This window comes from Ktedonobacter sp. SOSP1-85, assembly GCF_016587415.1.
In the GTDB taxonomy this organism is placed as follows: domain Bacteria; phylum Chloroflexota; class Ktedonobacteria; order Ktedonobacterales; family Ktedonobacteraceae; genus Ktedonobacter.
Genome location: NZ_BNJI01000001.1, coordinates 6,400,033 through 6,421,141 on the forward strand (window position 1 = coordinate 6,400,033; position 21,109 = coordinate 6,421,141).

Consider the following 21,109-nt stretch of genomic DNA (forward strand, 5'->3'; position numbering starts at 1 on the left):
CGGTTTAACGCACAACACACTGGCTTCACCCTCTACACCTGTTTAATGCTGCGCCGTAGCGGTTGGGGCTGGCAAAGTACCCCAACGTACCTAATTTCATTCCTAACGTAGCCTGTGTTTCAAGACTGAGACTGGTCAGGTCCAGGCTTGCGCAAACAAGCCCCTGCCTTTAGGCATGGGGTTCCTGACGGCTCCGTCGCCATTCCTGCTGAGAGGCCGGAGGTACAATAAGCTGTTCCAGATCCGCAGAGGCCCAGTGGTCTAGGGCGGAAGAGATCACGCGTCAGGTCTCCTCAAACATGGCGACCAGTTCAGCGGCTTCAGGCACAGCTGACTCATCGCTGGACGCCCAGCGGTCCATAGCGGTCATAGCGGCATTTTCTTCCCTCATCCATGCAAAGAACCAGTTGACGCGTGCACCGATCATATGGGCGAGAAGCTCTCCGATGGACACGTAATGGGGCGCCACAGAGAGGGCAAGTTGTTCGGAGGAAAGCGGTGCGATAGTTTTGACAATGGCTTGTTGATAGTTCTCCTAACCTGATTTGTAAAACGTGGCCAGGGGAGATACCTGTTCTGTCATAGCTGTCTGCTCCTTACTTCTGATCATGTGCTCCCATGAGGAGGAGTGTGACTATCATAGAACAGAGAAAGGAGCAAAACTTCTTCTATCTTGCTCTTCTTGCCACGCAGGATCACCGCTACGCATTGCAAAACACGCTCTAAAAACTCACAGGCGGATGCCAACTCCTGTTCGCGCCCAATGCATGCTGTTAATTGCATGGGTATGTCCTACAAGCTGTGTTCCCCAATCGCGCTTCCTGCGCCTTTTGCTACAGAGGAGTATAACACACCCGGACCAAGTTTTCTTCAATCTATGCTATGCTCAATCCTGTTTGCAGATGTATTGGAGTGTAGACAAAATCCTTATGAAGCCAGGATAGAAGCGGCTTGGGCTATGTGCATGCTAAGATGACAGAAAGGAGAGAGCGAAGAGACAGGAATCCCATGCTTCTTTGCTCTCTCCTTTCTGCACTCCATTTCATCATGATGAAATTTTGGTTCCGACCTCACTCAGTTCCGAAAGTGTGTACCCAGCTTTCGTCCAAGCATCGACAAAAGGCGGGTAGTGCTGTAAAAGACGCTCGAACAACTCACTATTGTTGACCTGCATCCTGTCCAGGCAGGCAATCGTTCTCACGTCGAGAGAGAGTTGACGAGGTTGGCGAACGACTCCGCTTTTTGCGTGTGTTTTGCGCCCAGCAGCACTTTTTCGTCCCCTGGGTGTACGCCCTCTCTTGTTGGCCTTTTGACTGCTGATTTGCTTCGATCTCCCCGTTTTCTGGGCATGGTCGGCCTCTTTGGGAACATCTTTCTCCCTGGTCTGCTCGGCGTAGCTGGCTATGGTGAGAGCATGCTGGCGTACAACGGTTCGTAATTCAAGGGGGCGATGAATCAGGAAAGGGACCTCCAGACCAGCAAGCCGATGAGCTGCCCATCTGAGATCCTCCACCTCGCCACGTACCAGTACCCCCTCTTGCGTCTTTTCAAAATAGGCGGATGACAGGCTCAATTGGCGCTGCGCCTCCTCTACCGTGGTCTGAAGGCAGACTTCGACCTGCCATACGCTCGGAACGGAAGCCAGCGCATGCTGCACCGCAGAGAGGGCCGAAAAGTCTTCTGGAAAGGGAAACGTTTCATCGAGAGGCTCGACGAGCACAATGCGGTCCAGGCGAAAGAGGCGCTGCTCTTGTCGTAAGTGGCAGTAGCCGATGGTGTACCAGAGCCCCTCGTGATACACCACGCCATAGGGGTCAAATGTTCGCTCCGTGACATCCAAACGAGCGGAACGATAGTGCAGACGAAGACGCCGTCTGGCCTGGACACTCTCGCTGAGGATCGTCACGACGCGTGCTTGCGGGGGAGCGTGAAATGATCGGCTCTCGAAGATCACTGTCTGTTCCATCGCCTGGATGCGGGTGCGCGTCGCGGCAGGCAGAACGCGTTCGACCTTGGCTAACACCCCTTCAATGGCAGGAGCCGTTGTGGCCAAGCCGTTCTCTCGTGCGAGCAACAAACTGAGTGTGAGCGCCTCTGACTCGTCTTCTGTAAAGATCAATGGGGGAAGCTTGTAGCCAGCTCGCAGGCGATAGGCTCCATAGCGGCCACGCACGGCCTCGACGGGGATTCCCAGGTCAACAAGGACCTCAATGTAATGCCGCACCGTCCGAATGTCCACTTCCAGTCGTCGCGCCAGTTCTGCACCAGTTATGCGCCCATGTGCTTGCAGGAGTTCTAAGACCGCCAGCACACGGGCCGTTGGGCGATAGACCACGTTCTTGCTCCTTCATCAAAATCTCTTCAATGAGGATCAATTGTATCACCTTTTCACGCTACAATCAAAAACGTAGATGATGCACCAGGGAGCAGAAGAGCGTTGACCTCTCTGCACCTCACAAGGACGCTCTTCCCTACGAGACGACGATCCCCTTGATATGCATCCTCCACAAACCGTTCTTGACGTCTATTCTGACCAGAGGAGGTTCTTGCTCATGCCTTTTCTTGAAACCAACGATCACACCAGCTTGTATTATCGGGACTGAGGGACGGGTGTGCCCGTCGTGTTCTTGAGCAGTTGGGCAGCGAGTAGCCCGATGTGGGAGTACCAGATGCTGCCGCTTAGCGAACGCGGCTTGCGCTGTATCGCCTATGACCGGCGCGGCCACGGCCGCTCGGATGATCCTGGGCGCGGCTATGATTTCGACACCTTGGCCGATGATCTGGCCGAACTGCTCACGCAACTCGACCTGCGCGGAGTGACCCTGGTTGGCCACTCGATGGGCTGTGCCGAAATCGCCCGCTATCTCTCGCGCCATGGCACGAGCCGCATCGCCCGTGCCGTCCTGATCGGTACGACCACCCCTTTCCTTCTGCAAACACCCGATAACCCGGCAGGGGTTCCCAAACACCTCTTTGAGGCCAATACTGCAATCCTGTTGGCGGATCGCCAGCGGTATTTCGCCAGCGGTATGATCAAGTTCTTTGGCCTTGGAAGGTCATGGCCAGCGCCGGAGAACGTGTCGCCGGAAGTGATGCAATGGGCCTTGCGCTTGACCGATGAGTGTTCGCCCAAAGCCATTCTTGCCTGTCGCCGCGCCATAGATGAGACCGATTTCCGGTCGGATTTGCGCGCCTTTACGATCCCGACGTTGATTCTTCATGGAGACAACGATCAGTCCACACCTCTCCAGAGGTGTGGACGCAGGACCGCGCAGGCGATCCCACACAGCCAACTCAACGTGTATGAGGGGGCGGCGCACGGCCTGTTTCTGACGCACAAAGAGCGCGTCAACGACGATCTGCTGGCCTTTATCCAGGGCTGAGTGGGCGAAAAATGGGCGTGTGGGTCCAGCGCTGGACCCACGTGGCTTCGATCAAACGAACGCCGGTGTTCTCCCACATCTCCTGTTTGGTTGGAGAACCGAGCAGGAGATGTGGGAGAAGGGCAAAAGACTCGGTGAATGGGGTTCCAAAGACAGAGAAAAGAAACAGAACGCATCCAGACAAGGAAAACAAACACAGCGTATGACGCATTCTGAAGTGACCATCCAGATTACTTCCACATCTCTTCCCTCAACCCCTGCTTGGATGGGAGAAGTGGCAGCCTTTGCTCAAGTGCTCACCCATACGGGAATCCTGAAAGCGATCCAGGATCAGGTGCGTTTCGTCCGCGCACGCTTTGGCACCTATGATCTGATCGATTTTGTCGCCGTGTTGATTGGCTATGCTCTTTCCGACAAATCCACGCTGCTGGCCTTTTACGAACGGCTTGCTCCGTTTGCCGAGCCGTTCATGGCCCTATTTGGTCGAAACCAGTTACCCCATCGTTCGACCCTTTCCCGTTTTTTTGCCGCCCTTGACCAGAACACTGTGGAATCCCTGCGTACGCTTTTTCAAGAGGATCTGCTTGCCCGCAAACCGTTTGCCTCTCCCGGAGGAGTGTTCGACCGAACGGGAGAGCAGTGGATAGTAGTGGATGTGGATGGTACAAGGCAAGCCGCCCGTCAACGGGCACTCCCGCAGATGGAGTCGCTGCCTACTGCCTATCGGCGCTTCGATGCGGTTTGTGCACCAGGATATCTGGGACGCAAGCGGGGAGAAGTCGTGCGCACCCGCACCGTTATTCTCCAGGCGCATACGCATCAGTTTTTAGGCACGTTTGGTGGCCCAGGCAATGGAAATTACCGGGGCGAACTGGTGCGGGCGATAGGGGTGATCACCAGCTATGCGGCCAAACTGGAGCTTTCTCCTGCTTCCGTGCTGCTTCGTCTCGATGGTCTCTATGGCGACGCTGCTCCGCTCCTCGATGTCCTCACCGCTGGTCTGGGAGTCATTGCCCGGAGTCGTGACTACTCTCTTCTAGATCTGGAGATCGTCAAGCAGGTGCTTGTCCGTGCCCCAGATCAAGTGCGAACCCATCCAGAAAGTGGAATGACACGTGCTTTGTACGATTGTGAGTCCGTTTCTTTGACGCCAACCGGACCCCAGGTGCGCTTGGTGGTCGCCACCCATGCCGCCACCTCCCCTCCTCCAAAAATTGGTGTCGAGCGGGACGGCACGGTCTACGAGTTGTTCGTCAGCACCCTTCCCTCACCCGCTTTTACCTCCTCGGATGTGCTTGATTTGTATCTACATCGCGGATCATTTGAGACGGTGCGCGCCGATGAGGATGTTGAGCAAAACGCGGATCGATGAGTTGTTCTGGGCATGGGGAATCTCCTGGAAGTCTTAGAGCCGTTGGAGCTTCGTGAAGCCATTCGCGCGCAGGCCCAACAGATTGTCGCCCTCTATGATGAAGAGGGAAGGCGTCATAGGCGATCTTTTTGGATAAGGTCACAGAGATGGAACGTGGCATGGAAAGCTTTCTAGGGTTTTCCTTCAGTATCTCTTCCCTGTCAATTTCGATCTGGACTGACCACTAGTATAACAGTATCAAAATCTCATGACAAATGATGACACTTGCATGAGCGCTGTTTAGACGGCAATCCGCCTGGGCCTCACTGCCACGGCCTCTATCCCCTGCCCTAAGGAGTCGGGGAATGCTTTGCGCAGAATGTTATAGCTGGCATTCACATCGGCGTGGATCCGCCTTCCACTCGCCGCCCGGTACAAGCTGCGTCGCTCGCGTTTGTCGCTGAAGCGCGGCTTCTCCCTCGGCTGCGGGTCGTAGGAGGGGAGCGCGTCCAGGTCCAGGAAGGATGCCTTGCTGGTGTAGCTTTCCTCGACCAGCACCACCTCGATGCCCATGAGCTTCGCCTTGTAGCTCAGCATCTCGATGAAGCGAGCGTGAGGGGTCTGCACGAAGGTCTGGTTGGTTTTGCGTCCCAGGTTCACCTCTTGCTTCCAGAGGGGGTTCTTGCCCACCACCAGCGTTCCGATGCCCTCCTCGACCAGATGATCGATGATCCGACGGCTTGCCGTGTGCAGGGCTCTATAAATTGAGCAAGTAAAATATGATATACTGTTGCTGAGGCAAAAAGTATACAAACGCATGTTTCTGCCTGTTGGCATGAATAGTGTGCAGACGCAGTGCCGCGTCATTGCAGAGATAGAGTGCAAGGATGCATGTATCGAGTGATCCTCCCGGGTACGAGTGAGTGGTTTTACATACCCTCTCTCATCCACTGCCTATACAATGCATGCTTTCGCTGACTCTCAGGCCCTCGCTGGTCTTGATCTCCTTGCTGGTCTTGACAACTACTTGTCTCGTCGTATTTTTGTCTAGCCAGCAAACAAAAAGGCCGATTTGCAAGAAGTATTGAGGGAGAAGTGCATGGCGCTCGGTAGATGTCACATTACTTGAACATCCGTGTGTATTTTTGATGCCCACTAGATTGATCCTTCTCAATATATTTTGCATGAAGAAAGGAATGCTTGATGTGTACCAATTGTGAGGATGAAGGGACACAGCCTCAACCGCAGGAAATACAACGTCGAACTCTTTTGAAGACAGGTCTGGGTGTTGTGACTGCTGTGGGACTGGGAGGCCTGCAATGTTTGACGTTGGCTCCCCATGCCTTGGCTCACACCCTGGATGGTGCCGCGCCCGAGATCATCAGTTGTGACGAGTGGGAGGCACGTCCACCCTCGTCACCCATAACGGTGCTGAATAAGAAGGCGACGAAGATCCTGGTGCATCATACTGCTTTCCCGAATGTGACTGATTACTCGCGCGACCAGGCGATCAAGTTGGCACATGATATCCAGAATTTGCATATGGACACGAATGGCTGGATTGATACAGGCCAGCACTTCACTGTGAGCCGTGGTGGGTATATCACTGAGGGGCGCCATCGCAGCCTGGAAGTACTCCAGACGGCGGACCGCTTTGTGCAAAGCGCGCACTGCCCGTATCTCAACCAGGAGGCCATCGGTATTGAGAACGAGGGCACCTATATCGATGTTCTGCCTCCCGAAGCGCTATGGAACTCCCTCGTCGATCTGTGTGTGTATACCTGTCAGCAGTATGGGTTTGGTGCGAACGTCATCTTCGGACATTGGAACTTTCAGGAGACTGATTGCCCGGGTATCATGTTCTATAGCAAATTCCCACAGTTGCGTCGCGAGGTAGCGGCAAAACTGGGACAGAGTATGCCCGAGCGCACCTGGGTCGATCTGCGTTGGGGAGTTCGTGGTGATACTGTTCGAGCGTTGCAATATGTCTTGCGTGCCCAGGGCAGCGATGTCGTGATTAGCGGTACCTATGATGATCCAACCTATCAGCTTGTGACGGCCTTTCAGAGTGCCAAAGGCATTACGCCTGATGGGTACACGAGAAATGACACCTGGGAAGCGCTGGTGGGTACTATTCGCCTCGATAACCAGAGCCAGGGTGACTACGTCAATGCCGTGCAGGTCATTCTTAAGCGCAATGGCTACGATGTCACCGTCAATGGCCAGTACGACCATGCGACCATGAAGGCTGTCAAGCAAGTGCAGTCGCTGCACCTGCTTCCCCCAACGGGCAAGGTTGATCTGAATGCCTGGTGTGCCATTATTGGTGGCATACTCAGTCGCGGCTAATACCCCTGAGTGCTACGAATATATTTCCAGAACGAGAGATGGCTCCTCTGACAGTTGTCTCTCGCTCTGTGTTTTCAAAAGCGCGAGAGAAAGCCTTGGTGAGTTGTGATAGTAGATGCCACAACGACTGAAGGCGCATAGTGTATAGAGTGTTGGTATCCATGCAATTGAGTGGATATTGGTGAATAAGTTTGTGAATGAAAACAATGTGCTTTTTGCTCTTTGAGGAACTGAAAATACCAAATTTTGGTAATAAGATCATTTATAGAATTACCTGCTAAAAGATTTGGGATGTCTTGAAGGCCATCTGCGGATTCCTCCAGATACTGCTTTCTCAAGAGACAGTGGCTGGAGAAATCTCTTCTTGCTTGTTAGGAATGCCTGCATTTTTCTTTCTGTAGCAGTGTTCTCATCTCTTCTTTCTAGAACAAGAAGGCTATGGCCGGTTAATACTCAAGAGCCTATTATTCTTTTCTCTGCAGAACGTCTTTATTAATAAATGCCTAAGGCTGCATGTTCTGTTGAACGGCAAGTTGCGTTGTCTGTTTGGGAGAAATCGAAGCATATGTCTGAAACGCACCCTTCATCGGAGGAACATCTCACCTCCATCCTCACAACGTTACCAGTCCCGGTTTACATTCACTATGACGGCGATAAGCGGCTCTACTTTTGGGAGTGCCCTCCTCATGGGAAAGGGACCGCGCTCATGTTCGAAGATGCCTTGGCACAAGCTATGACCTGTACGCAAAACGCGCTCCTGCCCAGGATTACAGCAGCGTCTACGGAACCGCAAGAGAGACGCATCGCTTCTACATATACTTCAACTGAAAAAGATGCTGCTGAAGGGAACACTACGAAATCAGAAAAGCTCCAACAAGGCAAACTGCTACAACTCTTCAAGCATACAAGCTATAGCATGCCACCCGATGTTGCGCTCATACGTGCAAAATTAGCCTTTGCTTCCTTTGTCATGGCGATCTACTCCTGTGCGGTATTGAGTATGCTCCTACAGTCCTGGTGGATACTGGCTCTAGGCTTGCTTGCGGGAACGATTCTCAGCGTGCTTACTACTCTATCCATCGTTCCCGATAAATGGGCCGGAGACCAGCCTGTCATGATAGCTCAGGCCTTCCTCATCTTTACGCCGCTATGGGGATATATCGGCTGGTTGCTTTCTATGGTCATCAGTCATGCCATCTTTCCATTTCCACCATCTGCGGCCCTCATCGCAGGGAATATCCTGGGCTTGCTCCTGGGGTTGCTCGTCGGATTGTTTGGATATGTTCTGATTGTAGCCATTATCACTGGTAAGCAGTTCAACGGGAAATAAGCGGGTGTGTAGGATCAAGGCTCTGCTTCATTTTGGGATCAATCACGCTCCTCTCAGGAAGCGCAGCAGGGCCTTACGTAGTGGAGTGCCCGCCCTTGACCTGAAACGCTCCAGGTAGTGCATAATATGCGTATGTATCATACTTGATGCATACGCGAAAACACTTTATAGGCCCCTGAGTATGAACCGAAACATCATGCGCTGCTAAGGTAGCGCACCACTCCGCATGAAAAAGCGAAGCGACGCTGTGGGGCTGCGCTGCTAAAGCACGCGCTTACATATACTGGCGCGGCTCGGCTCCACAGCTTTTTCAGTAGGTACTGTCGCTAAATTGGTCCGGGTATCAAAGAGGTGAAAATTTGCTACGATAGAGTGCAGAAGAGATTGAGCTTGACCAAGAGATGCGTGACTAAGGAGGAAACGCGTGAGAAAACAAATACTTCTCATCCAGGGTGCAGGCAATCAGCACAAACCTTTAGGCAGCGGGAAATTGGTTGCATCCCTGCGGCAACAGCTTGGCAGCGATTACCAAGTCCTGGCTCCAGATATGCCTGATCCTGACCATCCTAGATACCTTGCCTGGAGGGACCAGATTGAGCAAGAGCTAGGCAAGCTCGATGCTGACGCCTTGCTCATTGGGCACTCTTTAGGTGGTTCAATGTTGCTCAAATACCTGGCAGAAGGAACCTACCAGAAACCGATTGCCGGGTTGTTTCTGGTGGCTGTACCCTACTGGGGCAAGCAGGATTGGGAGCTTGAGTACGCTGTGCCAGATGATTTTGCTTCACGCCTCCCCCCGATCCGACAACTCTTCCTGTATCACAGTCGTTCTGATGAAGAAGTCCCATTTTCTTCTCTTAGACGTTATCAAGAAAAACTGCCCCAGGCAACAGTTCGCGTGCTCGGTGGGAAGGAACACTCTTTCACAGAAGGGTTGCCTCCGCTTGCTCAAGATATCAAGCGGTTGGAACCCAGAATCTAGCTGAAGCTCGTCTACCTCGCGTATCAGACTGACTGGAAGTCGCGTTCTCTGCGAGAACAATGTCTGGTAAAAGGAGCCAAAGGCAATCGTGCTCGACGGGTTAGCGCTGTCCGTCGCCTCTTGCCCCCACCTGCCTCGGTTGCGTGTGAGCAAAAGCCTGTCCTTCTCGGACCAATACGATGGGTGGATGTCGCAGGCCGAGCGCTTCGCCGCACCTGGACCATCCATTGGTGTCGTCAACACGCTGAGATCATCGCGCTTGTCGAGTGTCCTGAGAAGGTTTTTCCACCACCACGTCCCCCTCGTGAAGTGCGTTCGCATTACCGCTGGAGTTGGCCCGACCGGCTCGCCTGTAATGCCTGGTGGGGGCCACCGCAACTGCGTGTCACCGTCGCAGGCGTCCCCACCTTTCTCGCTATCAAGTAACACAGGAGGAACTGACGAACAAACAGGCGATTTGAGCGAGGTGTCATTGCCCCTCTGAGCTGGTCATGAGGGCCGAAAGTTTCTGTCTGCTTTCAGCAACCTCTTCCATTCCTTCATTGCTTGTTTGCTACAAGCTCGTTGCGTATCTCGTGGGATGAACCAGAATATGTGTCAAACCACGAGATTCAATCACCCTCAATGTGTAATTTCAGCCTCAGTAAAGAAGTTTTGCCATCACATACTCATCGATATAGTCACCATCGATCAACATAGTGCGTCTCATTGTGCCCTCGATTTCAAAACCACATTTCTGATAGAGAGCGACTGCGGCTTGATTGTGTGTCATGACTGTCAACTCTAAGCGGCGAATGCCTTGTTGGCGGGCCCAGTCTTCCATAGTCATGAAGAGCTGGGTTCCGATGCCTTGTCCTGTAAAGGCTTGCAAAATGCCAATCACGAGACCAAGGCGGTGTCTATTGCGCTGGCGCTCTCCTCGCTCTCCTATCAGAAATCCGACCAATTGCTCACCGTGTTCGGCCACGAGAATAAGAAGATGGTCTTGTGGGGAAGGGCAGAGAAACTGTTCTCGTTGTTGCTTTGCAAGCGTTTCGTTTTCATCAGGCTCACGCAACATAAAGGATGTTTCTTCATTGATCTGTTTCCTTAGGTGAAGAAACGCCTCGGCATCACGTTCACAGAGCATGCGAATTTTCATAGATACTCTCCTCTGTTCAAAATTTTCTTTGTGGTATCTGTGTTACATCTTTTTCTGGATAAGTACTCACTTAGCCTCCTGTTCTCTCTAGAGTGAGATGTTCTCCATTGCACGTAACTTTCGAGGAGGCCGAGAAATCATCACAAAGTGTTCTCTCTTCTTGGCTTTCCTCACCAAGTGCACAGGGAACATTGCACCTCTTGAATCGCTGATTGTAGCCAGCCTACCCATTCAATGAAACCGCTCCAGAGAAAGAATACAATGATACCCAATTCTTAGGCCAAAAACAAGGCCGAGGCGCATTTTCTCGCCACATTGACGTCATTGTCCGCCCAAATGAGGAGTGAAACCTCAAGGTGTGAGTGAAATTTTTGAGTTTTCTCTCTACAACTTTTTCAGGCAAGTTTATGAGCCAAATTCGGGTTTGGGCAAAGAGGGTCTTCCGCCACTTTGGTGATTCTGGTATTGCAGAGCGATGAACCTGTTTCGAGAAGTAGCTGCCAGAGCGAGTGATGGTTTTCAAAGCACTCTGCAGATGAGCTTTTTTCACCAAACCAGCGGGAGACCCATTTACAGGATTTCACGCCAGTTAGGTAGCTGCGCATCAAGAAGAGGAAATGCAGACTGAGGAAGGAGTGGCTTTTTCATTTCAATAGGTTGACAGTACCCTGTAGAAGGCAGAGAGCGAAAGCGGAGAATTATGCCGATCCCTTTTCTTTTGTCGCTCGTTGCACGAGATTTCTGTAGCGATCAGCCAACTCCCCAACTGATTCCAACGCTCGCAGAATGTACATAGTGTACTGCTCTGAAAGCTCTTCGAGCGAGAGTGGTCCCTCGATATGGAACCATTGGAACACTCCGCTCAGGACGGTGATAATGAACATGGCGGCCAATCGAGAATCTTCGACACAAAAAATGCCCTGCTCGACTCCTGCATCGAAGACCTGCTGGAGGCGCGTTTGATAGACTCGCCGTGCCACCTTGCTCTGCTCCTTCAACTCTGCCCTCAAAGACTTCCATTCCTGAAGATACACCGTCATGTAAGGAAAGGAGTGGACCAACAAGGTTGCTCAGATGGCACACAATGGGCTGGCACAAGCGATTCGACCCGTGCATACGCTCTTCGATGGCGATACCGTCTTCGCTCTCGCCTTGGGGTCAGAGACACAGACACTTTCTGATCGTGCCCTGACGGCAGCCCATGTCAGTACGATTGGCGCCGCGGCAGCGAGCACGCTGGCGAGAGCAGTTGTCAAAGCTGTGCGCAGTGCAACAGCACTGCATGGTGTTCCAGCCGTGCAAGGGTAAGGATCGGAGCTACGTCTCTCGTAACAGTCAGCAACGCGCGCAGAGAAGTACACGAAAGCAGATACCCAGATAGGAGGCACGTCGCGCGTGCTTCCCGCGTATCGGAAAAGCCCACAAATGAGCAGGCCGAGATCCGGGCCAAGAGCAGTACACGGAGCGTACCGTTCTCAGAACAACTGAAAACAGAGCAGAGGATGGGACCAAGAGATGGACAAGGGCCAGTATCAGGTGGCGAAGGTCCACCTGGTGGCCTGTATGCAACAAGGCCAGACATGGCGTACAGCAGCAACAACTGCAGGGTTGCAGATCAGTCAGTCGAACGTCTATCGGCTGATGAAGGCTGTACGACAGCGGGGCGAGACAGCACTCTCTGATGGGCGGCATGGTCATCCCAGCAAACTGCGTGGGGAGGCACGGGCCTTTCTGGAAGAACGGTGTCGGTAAGCTCCTCAGGCCCCTTCATCTACCGTCCAGACAGAACTGCGAGAGCGTTTTGATCTGCGCGTCAGTATCAGCCAGATCAATCATGTTCGGGCAGTGCTCGGGATCAGCAACCATCCCAAGAGTCAGCAGCAGGAAAAAAACTAGGACCGCATTGTTCTCTGGCACAGTTTTTCATCCAAGGCTGAGAGATACTCAACGGGAGCTTTTCGGAAGCGATATTGTTGGTGGCGAACCTCCTGGCGACTTGCTACCTGGTGACGTAATATTCGCCACTGCCGAAGATCACATGGCTGAAGGTCTGGGCCAGAGAACAGATAGCGTTGGCTGGCAACCGAAGCCACCATGCGGACTGCACCCCGAATGACGAGACCCGGTGACGCCTGTTTCCGACCGGTCGCGCGCCGTTCGTGATAGCGCACAGAACCAAAGGTGTGTTCTAGATCGTTGTTTGTGCGCGGAAGATCAGCCGCCTCATAGCAGGAGAACCGCCCAGCCCAATAGCCCTCTGTCACCTTGAGGAAGGTAGCAACCATTTGCTGAAGTGGCTCAGAGGCACCTGTTTCCTGCCGCATCTTGTCCAGCAAAGATTGATAGTTCCGTCGCGACTAGCGAATCCTGACAGGAGCCAGGATTTTCTCGCGAGCGGGTTTGTGAGGGAATGACTTCCTCACCGGATGGACTACTGGCAGATGGACCCTGCACTCCCCATCCTCTACTCCCTTGCGCTCGAAAGCTCCAGGAGCTACTTTGCGGATAATATTCCCTGCGCCATTGACATCAGCATGGATGACCCGCCCATCGGCTGCTCGATACAGTCCCCGCTCGATGCGCTTGCCGCTAAACTGGTAGGCCACCTGCTCGCCTTTGCGATACACGGGCAGGGGGTCGAGATCAAGCAAGCTGGCTTTGCTCGTGTACGACTCTTCGGTGAGGATCACGCGAATGCCGACCAGTTCCGCTTTATACTGCAGCATCTCAATGAAGCGCGCATGCGGGATCTGCACAAAGTGCTGATTGGTGCGCTTCCCCAAGCGGATCGCTTGTTTTTGCAACGGATTCTTGCCGATGATCAACGTCCCGATCCCCTCGGCGACCAAAAGATCAATCAGGAAGCGGCTGGCCGTATGCAGGTCGTGCTCGATCCGCCGGTTGCGTCGAGTCGTCAACTGTTCCACGCGCCGACTTCGGCCAGGATGTCCCAGGGATTTCTGGAACACTGCTCGTTGTTTGTTATAATACTGGTTACAGGACTTGATGCCACGCCCGTTAACAATCACCGGAACAAAGCCTGCTTTGTTTGAAGTTAGCGTGGCCAGATTATCCATACCCGGATCGAGTCCGGCGAGCAGATCAGGATCAACCGCCGTGACGGTGGGTTCGTGTTCAGAGATGACTTCGACCACGACATAGCCCACTTTGGGAACCACGCGCACCTGCGCGATGGCTTTGGGGTCTTGCCGGGTTTTCACCTGGATGCCCAGTTGCGAGGGCTGGATGATCCCCCGATCCAGGGTCCGTTTGCCTCGGCTCACCGCTTGCATGGTATAGACGAGCAGGTTACGCCCCTTTGCCTTGGGCAAGTACGTTGGGAGTTGAGGACGCCCCACGAACTTTGCCGGGGTCTCTCGATACACCAGAAGCGCCGCCCAGAAACTCGACCAGGCGGTGCAGACCTGCTTGAGCACCTGTTGCGCGACTTTGGCAGGCAACGCCCGGTATGCCCCGTGCTCTTGCATCCGCTTATCCAGCGCAGGATAGGAGAGGCTGGTGTTAGTCAAAAAGAAGGTTTGACGCAACGCATAGAGGGCGGCATTGTAGAGATTCTTGGAGGCAAAACAGGCTGCATCCACGCAGGCAAAGCGCGGATCGGTTTGCGCGATCACATGCTTTTCAACCAGGTGCATCTTGCGCCTCCAATTCCTGGACAATGCGCTCGGTCTTTCGTTTCGCTCGACGCTGCCCATAGAGTCTGGCACAAAAGCTATAAATGATGCTCGTCAGGTCGGTGAGCAGATCTTCGGTCTCATTTTCGGCCTGATTGACCACCTCGATTTCCCGCCCGTAAGCGGTGAGGAGCGTCTCAATATAGCGAAAGCCAAAGCGCGTCCCCCGGTCTTTGTGTTCAATGACAATCCGCCCGACGTTGGGATCAGCCAGGAGCGCCAGAAACTTGGGCCGATTGTCGTTGACCCCCGAACCAATTTCTTTGACCACCTTGCTCACCTGATAGCCACGAGCCGCACAGTACGCCACGAGCCGCTCCGCCTGACTGTCCAGGTTCGCCTTGTTCTCGGCTGAGGAGACGCGGGTGTACACCACCGTCGCAGCTTGCACCGGGCTGGCGGATCTTGCAGGTTCATCGATCAGGATCGTGTGCGCTCCCACGCGTCGACCCTGAATCTTGCCGTCTCGAAACCAGCGCCAGGCCGTCTCATAGCGGACCCCTTGTTGTTTTGCGTAATCACTGAGTTTCATACGGAAAGTGTACCATGATTCTCAGTGATTGTCAAGAATACGCTATAACTTCAATGATCGGTTTCAATACCTGTGGCTACAGACTGAGATGTAGATGTGTCGAAGTTGTATCGGAAGCAGTTCGGACGTTTCGGCATGCCGGCTGAGAACTATTTTTGACGGAGCATCTCGTTGGAGAAGCGGCTTTCCATCTCGTTCCCAGTACGCGCGAAAATCGGCGAGAGCCTCTTTAGGACATCCGCAAAGGCTACTTTTCTTTCTGTCATTGACATCCGCCCTCTTTCCTGGCAAAATGACCCTGGTCATTTATGATTACAATCATAAATGACCAGGGTCATTTTACCAGGAAAGAGAAAGCGCTATGTCACAAGAAAAGCCAGGTTTGCGGGAGCGCAACAAGCAAGAAAAACGCCAGCGTATCCAGCGTGCCGCGTGGCAATTGTTTACCCAGAAAGGCTTTGTTGCAACCACCATGCGGGAAGTAGCAGAACTGGCGCAGGTGGGCAGTGGAACACTTTTTCTGTACGCCAAAGATAAGCTGGATCTGTTGCAACTGGTTTATTACGAGGTTCTCGCCGAAACAATTGAGCAAGCCTTTCGCAACCTGTCAGCCGAGGGAGAGCTGCTTGAGACCCTGGTCCATCTCTTCCAGCAATTCTTTCAATTCTACCAGCAGCATCCTGAGAATGCTCGCGCCTATATTAAGGCTGCCTTTATGCCAGCGCAGGGGCAGATGTATGGCCCTCAAACGCTCCAGCAAGTCAGAGATTTCCAGCAGCGTCTGGCTGATTTATTAGCGCAGTTTCAGCAACAGGGCGCAATTGCTCCCAACGTCCCTTTAGACCAGGCGAGCAGCAATTTTTTCGCCCTCTACGTATCCACTCTCGGCCTGTGGTTGAGCGGTTTTCTTTCGTTTGAAGAGGCTCAGGGACAGGCACTACATCGGGCGTTTGCCTTGCAAATCCAGGGCATGCAGTCTAGAGAACCAGGAGTAGAACTATGACAACCCAGGAGCAAGATTTCCCTATCCTGATTATCGGAGCAGGCATTGGAGGACTGGCCACGGCTCTGGCCCTCCAGCAAGCTGGATTCGCGGTACAAATCTTTGAACGGACAAAGGAGATCCGCGAGTCCGGGTCCGGGCTGACCCTCTGGGCGAACGCGGTCCGGGTGCTACAGGAACTCGGTCTGGCCGACCTAGTGCAACAACTGGCCCAGCAGCCTGCACCCACGCGGGCTGGCTTCTACACAATGCGAGGAAAACAACTGGTCCAGCTCCCGCCACGAACAGTTGAGGAACAGTGTGGGGGACCAACCATCGCGATCCACCGCGCGGAATTCCAGGCAGCGTTGCGGGAGCGTCTCGCGCCGGATACACTTGTCCTGGACAAGCAGCTTATCGATCTTGAGCAAGACACCATGGGAGTGACAGCCTGTTTCGCGCGGGGCGAGCGGGTACGCGGCAGCCTGCTGATCGGAGCCGATGGCATCCGTTCGCAGGTCCGTCAACTGCTCTTTCCCCAGAGTCAGCCGCGCTACGCCGGGTACACTGCCTGGCGAGGTATCGCCACGGGCGTAACGCCACCACTGATGGGCGAATTGTGGGGGTGCGGCAGGCGCTTCGGCATTGTTCCCCTGGCAAAGGAGCGCGTCTACTGGTACGCGACCTGCAATAGCCCGGAAAACGCGGCAGAGAGGCCAGAGGGGCGCCAAAAAGAATTGCTGGATCTGTTCAAGGGCTGGCATCCCGTTGTCAGCACGCTTATCAATGCGACAGAAGCCTCGACGATTCTGCGGAACGAGATCTCTGATCTCCAGCCGCTGACCTATTGGAGCAAGGGGCGCGTAACTCTGCTGGGGGACGCGGCGCACGCGATGACGCCGAATATGGGTCAGGGAGCCTGCCAGGCGCTCGAAGATGCCTTGATCCTGGCCCGGACCCTGCGCCACGCGCATTCTCAAGAGAATGCCTTAGATATGTATCAACAGAAGCGCCTGGCGCGCGCCAATATGGTCGTCGTGAACTCGCACCGGATGGGCCTGGTCGCGCAATGGGAGCATCCCCTGGCCTGCTGGCTGCGTGATTCTCTTCTGGCGCTCACTCCACCACAAATGCTGCTGAAACAATTCAAATCTGTGGCAAGCTATACCTGGGAGAGCAGCTGTTAGCCTGCAATAGCCGCGAGCATGCTGGAATGGAGGTCGTGTTGTACCACCATTGTGCCAACCCATGTCGCTCGCTTTTCTGTTCCACTAATTCATTGGGAGACCATCCTTGATTGGGTATACCCTTATTCATTGTGCCTATCCTTCCTTGATAAAGCTTAGGTTGTAGTGATGACGTTGAAAGCTCAAAGTACACGAAGCGCTTCCTCCGTGACCTCCTCTCTGATCTCTTTGATCGGAGGTGAGCTGCATGGCTTGCGCATTATAGGTGGTTCCCTTGCCAGTGTACGTGTACATCTCACGACGCTCTTGCAAAGCGACATTGTACAACTCGCAACATCTGGCAAGTGTCCATTCCAGCTTTTCAGTTTGTGCTCTGGTGGGATACAAGCGGAATTTATAGCTTTTCACGCTAGACATGTTTTTGGTTCTCAATATAGTGCTTGATGACGGAAAGGGGAGCGCCCCCAACCGTCGAGACAAAGTAAGGGAGTTATCCTGTGGGCAAGCGAATTGTCCCTATTTCCCCCTTGTGGGAATAGGCGCCTCATATTAGACTCATATTCATCGATCTCGTTGCCCTTGTCTTATGACAAGCTATCTCAGGATCATCTGATCCTGAGAAAGGTTCTCTGACGACTTTGTCTCTCGCGCTGTTGCTCCAGTAATGCTAGGAGTGCACCACGCGGCTCGCGACTGGTAATGCAGTGCGGTCTGCTCACAGAGAGAACAGCAACACAGTGTACATCCACAATTGAATAGTGGCAGAGATATTCACCTTCTCAACTCTCGTGAGTAGGGTGTGGATAGTCGTTTCCGCGAAACACTTCTCCGAGTTGCACGTTGACTCTTCGAGTTGGGTCGCGGGGGCGATGTTCTACACGCTGTTCCCGGTGTCGGACACCGGGACGAGAGAAGGGATGTTCGTTGAGGAAGCCGCAGTTGCACATGAGGGCATGGATCGGGCGGTTCGCTGGGATCGTGGGCCTGTGCCTCTCGGGCACGATGCTCACGGCTCAGTGGGGGGACGTGATGAACATGGTCCCGAGCGTCATCACGAAGCTCGCCCAGTACTTCGTCCACCTGTTCGGATGGAACGTCTACCATGCCGACAACGCCTACTGGTCCGCGGCCATCAAGGCGCTGGCCCCGCTGATCCTGCACATCGCCTTCGGCATGCTTCTTCTCCACCGGAGGGACAAGAACACGGGGGCACCGTTCGTGGAAGACCGCAAGGTCGTGCTGATCCTCGCGGCCTGCACCTGGGTCCTTGGGTTCTACGCGACTGACTGGCTGGCGTCCGGCCCCGCTGGCGTGTTCTTCAGCCGGGGCAGCGGCACCACAATGGCGATCATGCTCGCCATAGCCGCGCTCATCTGACGCGTCTCCGCCACAGCGCTGGTGCTCTCCCCCACTGGGGGAGGGCATCAGTGTTTTAGGGGGCTTGCTCAATGTAGGAGGCGGACCCAGGATACGTGGAAAAATCGCTCATAGGGATACATTTTTCCATTCATTCACATTCCAATCGCTCATGTTCGGATCACCGTCGAGGCCTTCAAGCGGCAATTTCAGATGGAGCACTGTTATCTATTGGAGACGGAACTTCTCCCGTTTTTAGTTTCCGCGAGGTCCAATGAATCAACGTTTTGCATCTTTTGCAGTGGTAAAAGTTCCGACTCTCTCCATTTTAGGAGCGCGATACTTCTTCTACTGTTCGTAACCGATACCTTGCGGTTGGTGTATGACTTTCGATCCTCGTGACCACACCAGTTTCCACAAGTCGTAGACCGACAAAGAGGCAGAGATAAAGAGAATTTAACAGTTGACCAAAAGCGAAGAAAATGTATTGAGAGGGTATCAAGGAGCATACAAAGCTTTTTCCTTGACAAAGAAGAATAAGTGTTCTATAATAAAAAGGGCATGAGATAGTTTAGTGTAGAATAAGTGGAGTGAACACATGATTCGTGCGCATAAAATACGCCTGCATCCAACCAAAGAACAACACGTCTACTTGGCGAAAGCAGCAGGGGTTGCACGATTCGTGTGGAATTGGGCGCTGGCCGAATGGAATCGGCAGTATGAGGCGGGGGAGAAACCGACTGCCTTGAAACTCAAGAAGCACTTCAATGAAATCCGGCGCGAGCAATTCCCTTGGACCTGGGAGGTCACCAAGAACGCCTCGGATCAGCCGTTCCTGGACCTGGGAAAAGCCTTTACAGCCTTTTTTGAAGGCAAAGCCTGTCACCCGAAGTTGAAAAGCAAGAAGCGCAGTAAACCCAGCTTCTATCTCGCCAACGATCAGTTTGAACTTGGGGATCATCGCATGTGGGTTCCCAAGCTCGGATGGGTGAATATGGCCGAGAATCTCCGCTTTGCTGGCAAGGTCACCAGTGCTCGGATCACCAAAACCGCGGACTGGTGGTTTGTCTCGATCCAGGTGGAGATGCCTGATGAGATCCCGGTGAAGAAATCGGCGGCGGTGGGCATCGATGTGGGGCTCAACCACCTGGCGACCTTGAGTACGGGAGAGGGAGTCGAGAACCAAGCCTTCCTCAAAACGGCTCTGGGGAAACTGTGCCGGGCGAACAAGCGCCTGCATCGCCGCAAACCAGGATCAAACAACCGGGAGCAAGCCCGCAGGCAGGTCGCACGCCTGCACTACCGTATTGCCTGTCTACGCGAAGATGCGCTCCAGAAACTGACCACCCGACTGGCGGACAGTTATGGGATCGTGGGAGTGGAAACCTTGAACCTCAAGGGACTCCTCAAGAACCGACGCCTGGCTCGCTCCTTCTCTGATGCCTCGCTGGGCGCGCTCAGGCGTCTGCTGGAGGCCAAGGTCGCGCAACGCGGGGGACAGGTGATCAAGGTGGGCCGCTTCTTTCCTGGAAGTCAAAACCTGTCACTGCTGCGGGTGGACATGGGAAGACATGACGCTCAAAGACCGGGTGTTTACTTGTCAGAATCCCTCATGTCCGTACTCTCAATTTCCGCAAGATCGGGATCACAATGCCGCTCAGAATGTGCTGCGGGAAGCCCTACGCTTGATCGGGCTCATAGATCAAGTCGCCACCGGTACTGGCTCGGACGATGGCGTAAACTTGGCTGTGGACGCGGGGTAAGACCAAAAAGACCAACCGGTCTTGAGGCACCTACGAGTGAAGCAGCAACAACGAAAGATCTGGAAGGCGATGCTTGCATACGTTTTCCTCCATTAATCGGAGCAGGGTAATACTTGTTATCAGGGTATCAGCGTTTCAAGTGGACGAGTAGACAAAAAGCAGGCCCATTTATCCTCCTCGGGAATCTTTGCAACACAGCCCTCCCAAACACCTACCTGTTTTGGAGATAGTTTGCCTGTTGATAGGCTTGTTGAGCCTCTCTATGCCAACCAAGTTGTTGGAGTATCTGGCCCTTGGATTGGTAATGTGAAGCATTATTGGGGTCGAAACGGATCGCTTGATCGAAGGCCGCCAAAGCCTCCTCGTAGCGTTTCGCCTTCTGATGATCCATTCCTACACTAAGCCATCCCTCTTTCGTTTTGCTTCGTGATGCTGTTTCAGGAGACGGGGGAGCCAACAGTGGTTGCGCTTTGGGAGGGGGTGGTGACGGCACTCTCACCGTCGGCTGCGCGAATGATCCCCGCAACGCCAACACAAACGCCTCCACGGAGGCATGCCTATCAGTCCGTTGCTTGCTCAGGGCTTTGTGCATGGCGGCTTCCATGGCCGGTGGGATCTGGGCATTCCGTTGAGAAGGGGGAACCGGTTGTTCATATTGATGCTGGGAGCCCATGGCGAAAAAATCCGCAGCCTCAAAGGGGCGGCGCCCCTCAGGGACGCCGCCGCGGTGCCTGCACCCGCGCAAGCACCTCCGGCCGATCGGCCAGGAATGCTTCGAGCGTTTGATCGGCTTTGCATTGGTTACATGGATGGCAGGCGATCACCAGGTTGGCGATCCGGTCGCTTCCCCTTCGACTCTGGGGCACCACGTGATCGATCTCGAGCGCGACGCCAGTGGCCTGGCAGTAGGCGCACCGATGTTCCCATTTGGCCAAGCCCGGTACTGGCGCACTTCGGTCCCCCACAGGGTGCCGCGCTGGTAGTCCACCCCCTCGAGCGAAGGGGTTTGCAGCAGCGCCACAGATACGAGATGTGATATTTGATGCTCCTCCCTTCTA

General features: G+C 53.9%; 21 protein-coding genes and 3 pseudogenes. 12 read left to right on the forward strand and 12 right to left on the reverse strand.

Features of this window, described 5'->3' with window-relative positions; genetic code table 11:
* Positions 1–283: 283 nt before the first annotated feature.
* On the reverse strand, positions 284–454 hold the full coding sequence (locus KTE_RS26910) for a hypothetical protein (protein WP_307811971.1): 171 nt from the start codon (positions 452–454) through the stop codon (positions 284–286).
* A gap of 591 nt (positions 455–1,045) precedes the next feature.
* Positions 1,046–2,335 (reverse strand): YafY family protein, encoded by a 1,290-nt coding sequence (locus KTE_RS26915; protein ID WP_201386457.1) that lies wholly within the window; start codon positions 2,333–2,335, stop codon positions 1,046–1,048.
* A gap of 277 nt (positions 2,336–2,612) precedes the next feature.
* On the opposite strand from KTE_RS26915, the gene KTE_RS26920 reads away from it, so the two are divergent.
* Both KTE_RS26920 and KTE_RS26925 read left to right on the forward strand, forming a co-directional pair.
* Positions 2,613–3,383, forward strand: coding sequence for an alpha/beta fold hydrolase (locus KTE_RS26920; RefSeq protein ID WP_236600592.1), 771 nt, complete (start codon positions 2,613–2,615; stop codon positions 3,381–3,383).
* 202 nt (positions 3,384–3,585) lie between these two features.
* A complete protein-coding gene (locus KTE_RS26925) occupies positions 3,586–4,755 on the forward strand; it encodes a hypothetical protein (RefSeq protein ID WP_236600593.1) in 1,170 nt (389 codons plus the stop codon).
* Between the two features lie 279 nt (positions 4,756–5,034).
* On the opposite strand, the gene KTE_RS26930 is transcribed toward KTE_RS26925, so the two are convergent.
* Positions 5,035–5,553: an IS200/IS605 family accessory protein TnpB-related protein gene (locus tag KTE_RS26930; protein ID WP_201386458.1), complete on the reverse strand. Its 519-nt coding sequence runs from the start codon at positions 5,551–5,553 to the stop codon at positions 5,035–5,037.
* Between the two features lie 384 nt (positions 5,554–5,937).
* Between KTE_RS26930 and KTE_RS26935 the strand changes: the two genes are divergently transcribed.
* From KTE_RS26935 to KTE_RS26950, 4 genes are all read left to right on the forward strand, one after another.
* Positions 5,938–7,083 carry an N-acetylmuramoyl-L-alanine amidase gene (locus KTE_RS26935; RefSeq protein ID WP_201386460.1) on the forward strand — a complete coding sequence of 382 codons (1,146 nt, stop codon included), beginning with the start codon at positions 5,938–5,940 and terminating at the stop codon, positions 7,081–7,083.
* Between the two features lie 565 nt (positions 7,084–7,648).
* Positions 7,649–8,413 carry a hypothetical protein gene (locus KTE_RS26940; protein WP_201386462.1) on the forward strand — a complete coding sequence of 255 codons (765 nt, stop codon included), beginning with the start codon at positions 7,649–7,651 and terminating at the stop codon, positions 8,411–8,413.
* Positions 8,414–8,837: 424 nt separating this feature from the next.
* A complete protein-coding gene (locus KTE_RS26945) occupies positions 8,838–9,395 on the forward strand; it encodes an alpha/beta hydrolase (RefSeq protein WP_201386464.1) in 558 nt (185 codons plus the stop codon).
* Between the two features lie 183 nt (positions 9,396–9,578).
* Positions 9,579–9,821, forward strand: a complete 243-nt coding sequence (locus KTE_RS26950; protein WP_201386466.1) for a hypothetical protein — start codon at positions 9,579–9,581, stop codon at positions 9,819–9,821.
* A gap of 214 nt (positions 9,822–10,035) precedes the next feature.
* Here KTE_RS26950 and KTE_RS26955 read toward each other — a convergent pair whose 3' ends face one another.
* Together KTE_RS26955 and KTE_RS26960 are read right to left on the reverse strand one after the other, a co-directional pair.
* Positions 10,036–10,536 carry a GNAT family N-acetyltransferase gene (locus KTE_RS26955; protein WP_201386467.1) on the reverse strand — a complete coding sequence of 167 codons (501 nt, stop codon included), beginning with the start codon at positions 10,534–10,536 and terminating at the stop codon, positions 10,036–10,038.
* 698 nt (positions 10,537–11,234) lie between these two features.
* Positions 11,235–11,576, reverse strand: coding sequence for a hypothetical protein (locus tag KTE_RS26960; protein ID WP_236600696.1), 342 nt, complete (start codon positions 11,574–11,576; stop codon positions 11,235–11,237).
* A gap of 34 nt (positions 11,577–11,610) precedes the next feature.
* Between KTE_RS26960 and KTE_RS26965 the strand changes: the two genes are divergently transcribed.
* Positions 11,611–11,844 (forward strand): P1 family peptidase, encoded by a 234-nt coding sequence (locus KTE_RS26965; protein WP_201386469.1) that lies wholly within the window; start codon positions 11,611–11,613, stop codon positions 11,842–11,844.
* 207 nt (positions 11,845–12,051) lie between these two features.
* Positions 12,052–12,288: a hypothetical protein gene (locus KTE_RS26970; protein WP_201386470.1), complete on the forward strand. Its 237-nt coding sequence runs from the start codon at positions 12,052–12,054 to the stop codon at positions 12,286–12,288.
* Positions 12,289–12,428: 140 nt separating this feature from the next.
* On the opposite strand, the pseudogene KTE_RS26975 reads toward KTE_RS26970, so the two are convergent.
* The 3 genes and pseudogenes from KTE_RS26975 to KTE_RS26985 form a co-directional block, all read right to left on the reverse strand.
* Positions 12,429–12,890: pseudogene (locus KTE_RS26975) on the reverse strand (ISNCY family transposase); the annotation flags it as partial.
* A gap of 3 nt (positions 12,891–12,893) precedes the next feature.
* A complete protein-coding gene (locus KTE_RS26980; protein WP_201386471.1) occupies positions 12,894–14,192 on the reverse strand; it encodes an RNA-guided endonuclease TnpB family protein in 1,299 nt (432 codons plus the stop codon).
* Positions 14,179–14,763 (reverse strand): IS607 family transposase, encoded by a 585-nt coding sequence (locus KTE_RS26985; protein ID WP_201386472.1) that lies wholly within the window; start codon positions 14,761–14,763, stop codon positions 14,179–14,181. The genes KTE_RS26980 and KTE_RS26985 overlap by 14 nt, the downstream gene beginning before the upstream one ends.
* Before the next feature lie 361 nt (positions 14,764–15,124).
* Between KTE_RS26985 and KTE_RS26990 the strand changes: the two genes are divergently transcribed.
* Positions 15,125–15,766: a TetR/AcrR family transcriptional regulator gene (locus KTE_RS26990; protein ID WP_201386473.1), complete on the forward strand. Its 642-nt coding sequence runs from the start codon at positions 15,125–15,127 to the stop codon at positions 15,764–15,766.
* A complete protein-coding gene (locus KTE_RS26995) occupies positions 15,763–16,932 on the forward strand; it encodes an FAD-dependent monooxygenase (protein ID WP_201386475.1) in 1,170 nt (389 codons plus the stop codon). Before KTE_RS26990 ends, KTE_RS26995 begins: the two co-directional genes overlap by 4 nt.
* Positions 16,933–17,067: 135 nt before the next feature.
* On the opposite strand, the gene KTE_RS27000 is transcribed toward KTE_RS26995, so the two are convergent.
* Both KTE_RS27000 and KTE_RS27005 read right to left on the reverse strand, forming a co-directional pair.
* Positions 17,068–17,349 (reverse strand): helix-turn-helix domain-containing protein, encoded by a 282-nt coding sequence (locus KTE_RS27000; protein ID WP_201386483.1) that lies wholly within the window; start codon positions 17,347–17,349, stop codon positions 17,068–17,070.
* Positions 17,342–17,416: pseudogene (locus KTE_RS27005) on the reverse strand (IS200/IS605 family transposase); the annotation flags it as partial. The pseudogene KTE_RS27005 and the gene KTE_RS27000, both read right to left, overlap by 8 nt.
* Before the next feature lie 461 nt (positions 17,417–17,877).
* Between KTE_RS27005 and KTE_RS27010 the strand changes: the two are divergent.
* Together KTE_RS27010 and KTE_RS27015 are read left to right on the forward strand one after the other, a co-directional pair.
* Positions 17,878–18,309, forward strand: coding sequence for a hypothetical protein (locus KTE_RS27010; protein ID WP_201386485.1), 432 nt, complete (start codon positions 17,878–17,880; stop codon positions 18,307–18,309).
* A gap of 577 nt (positions 18,310–18,886) precedes the next feature.
* Positions 18,887–20,051 (forward strand): annotated as a pseudogene (locus KTE_RS27015) (RNA-guided endonuclease InsQ/TnpB family protein).
* 211 nt (positions 20,052–20,262) lie between these two features.
* Here KTE_RS27015 and KTE_RS48975 read toward each other — a convergent pair.
* Positions 20,263–20,724: a tetratricopeptide repeat protein gene (locus KTE_RS48975; protein ID WP_201386488.1), complete on the reverse strand. Its 462-nt coding sequence runs from the start codon at positions 20,722–20,724 to the stop codon at positions 20,263–20,265.
* Positions 20,725–20,761: 37 nt separating this feature from the next.
* Positions 20,762–21,016, reverse strand: coding sequence for an HNH endonuclease (locus KTE_RS49310; RefSeq protein ID WP_307811973.1), 255 nt, complete (start codon positions 21,014–21,016; stop codon positions 20,762–20,764).
* Between the last annotated feature and the right edge of the window lie 93 nt (positions 21,017–21,109).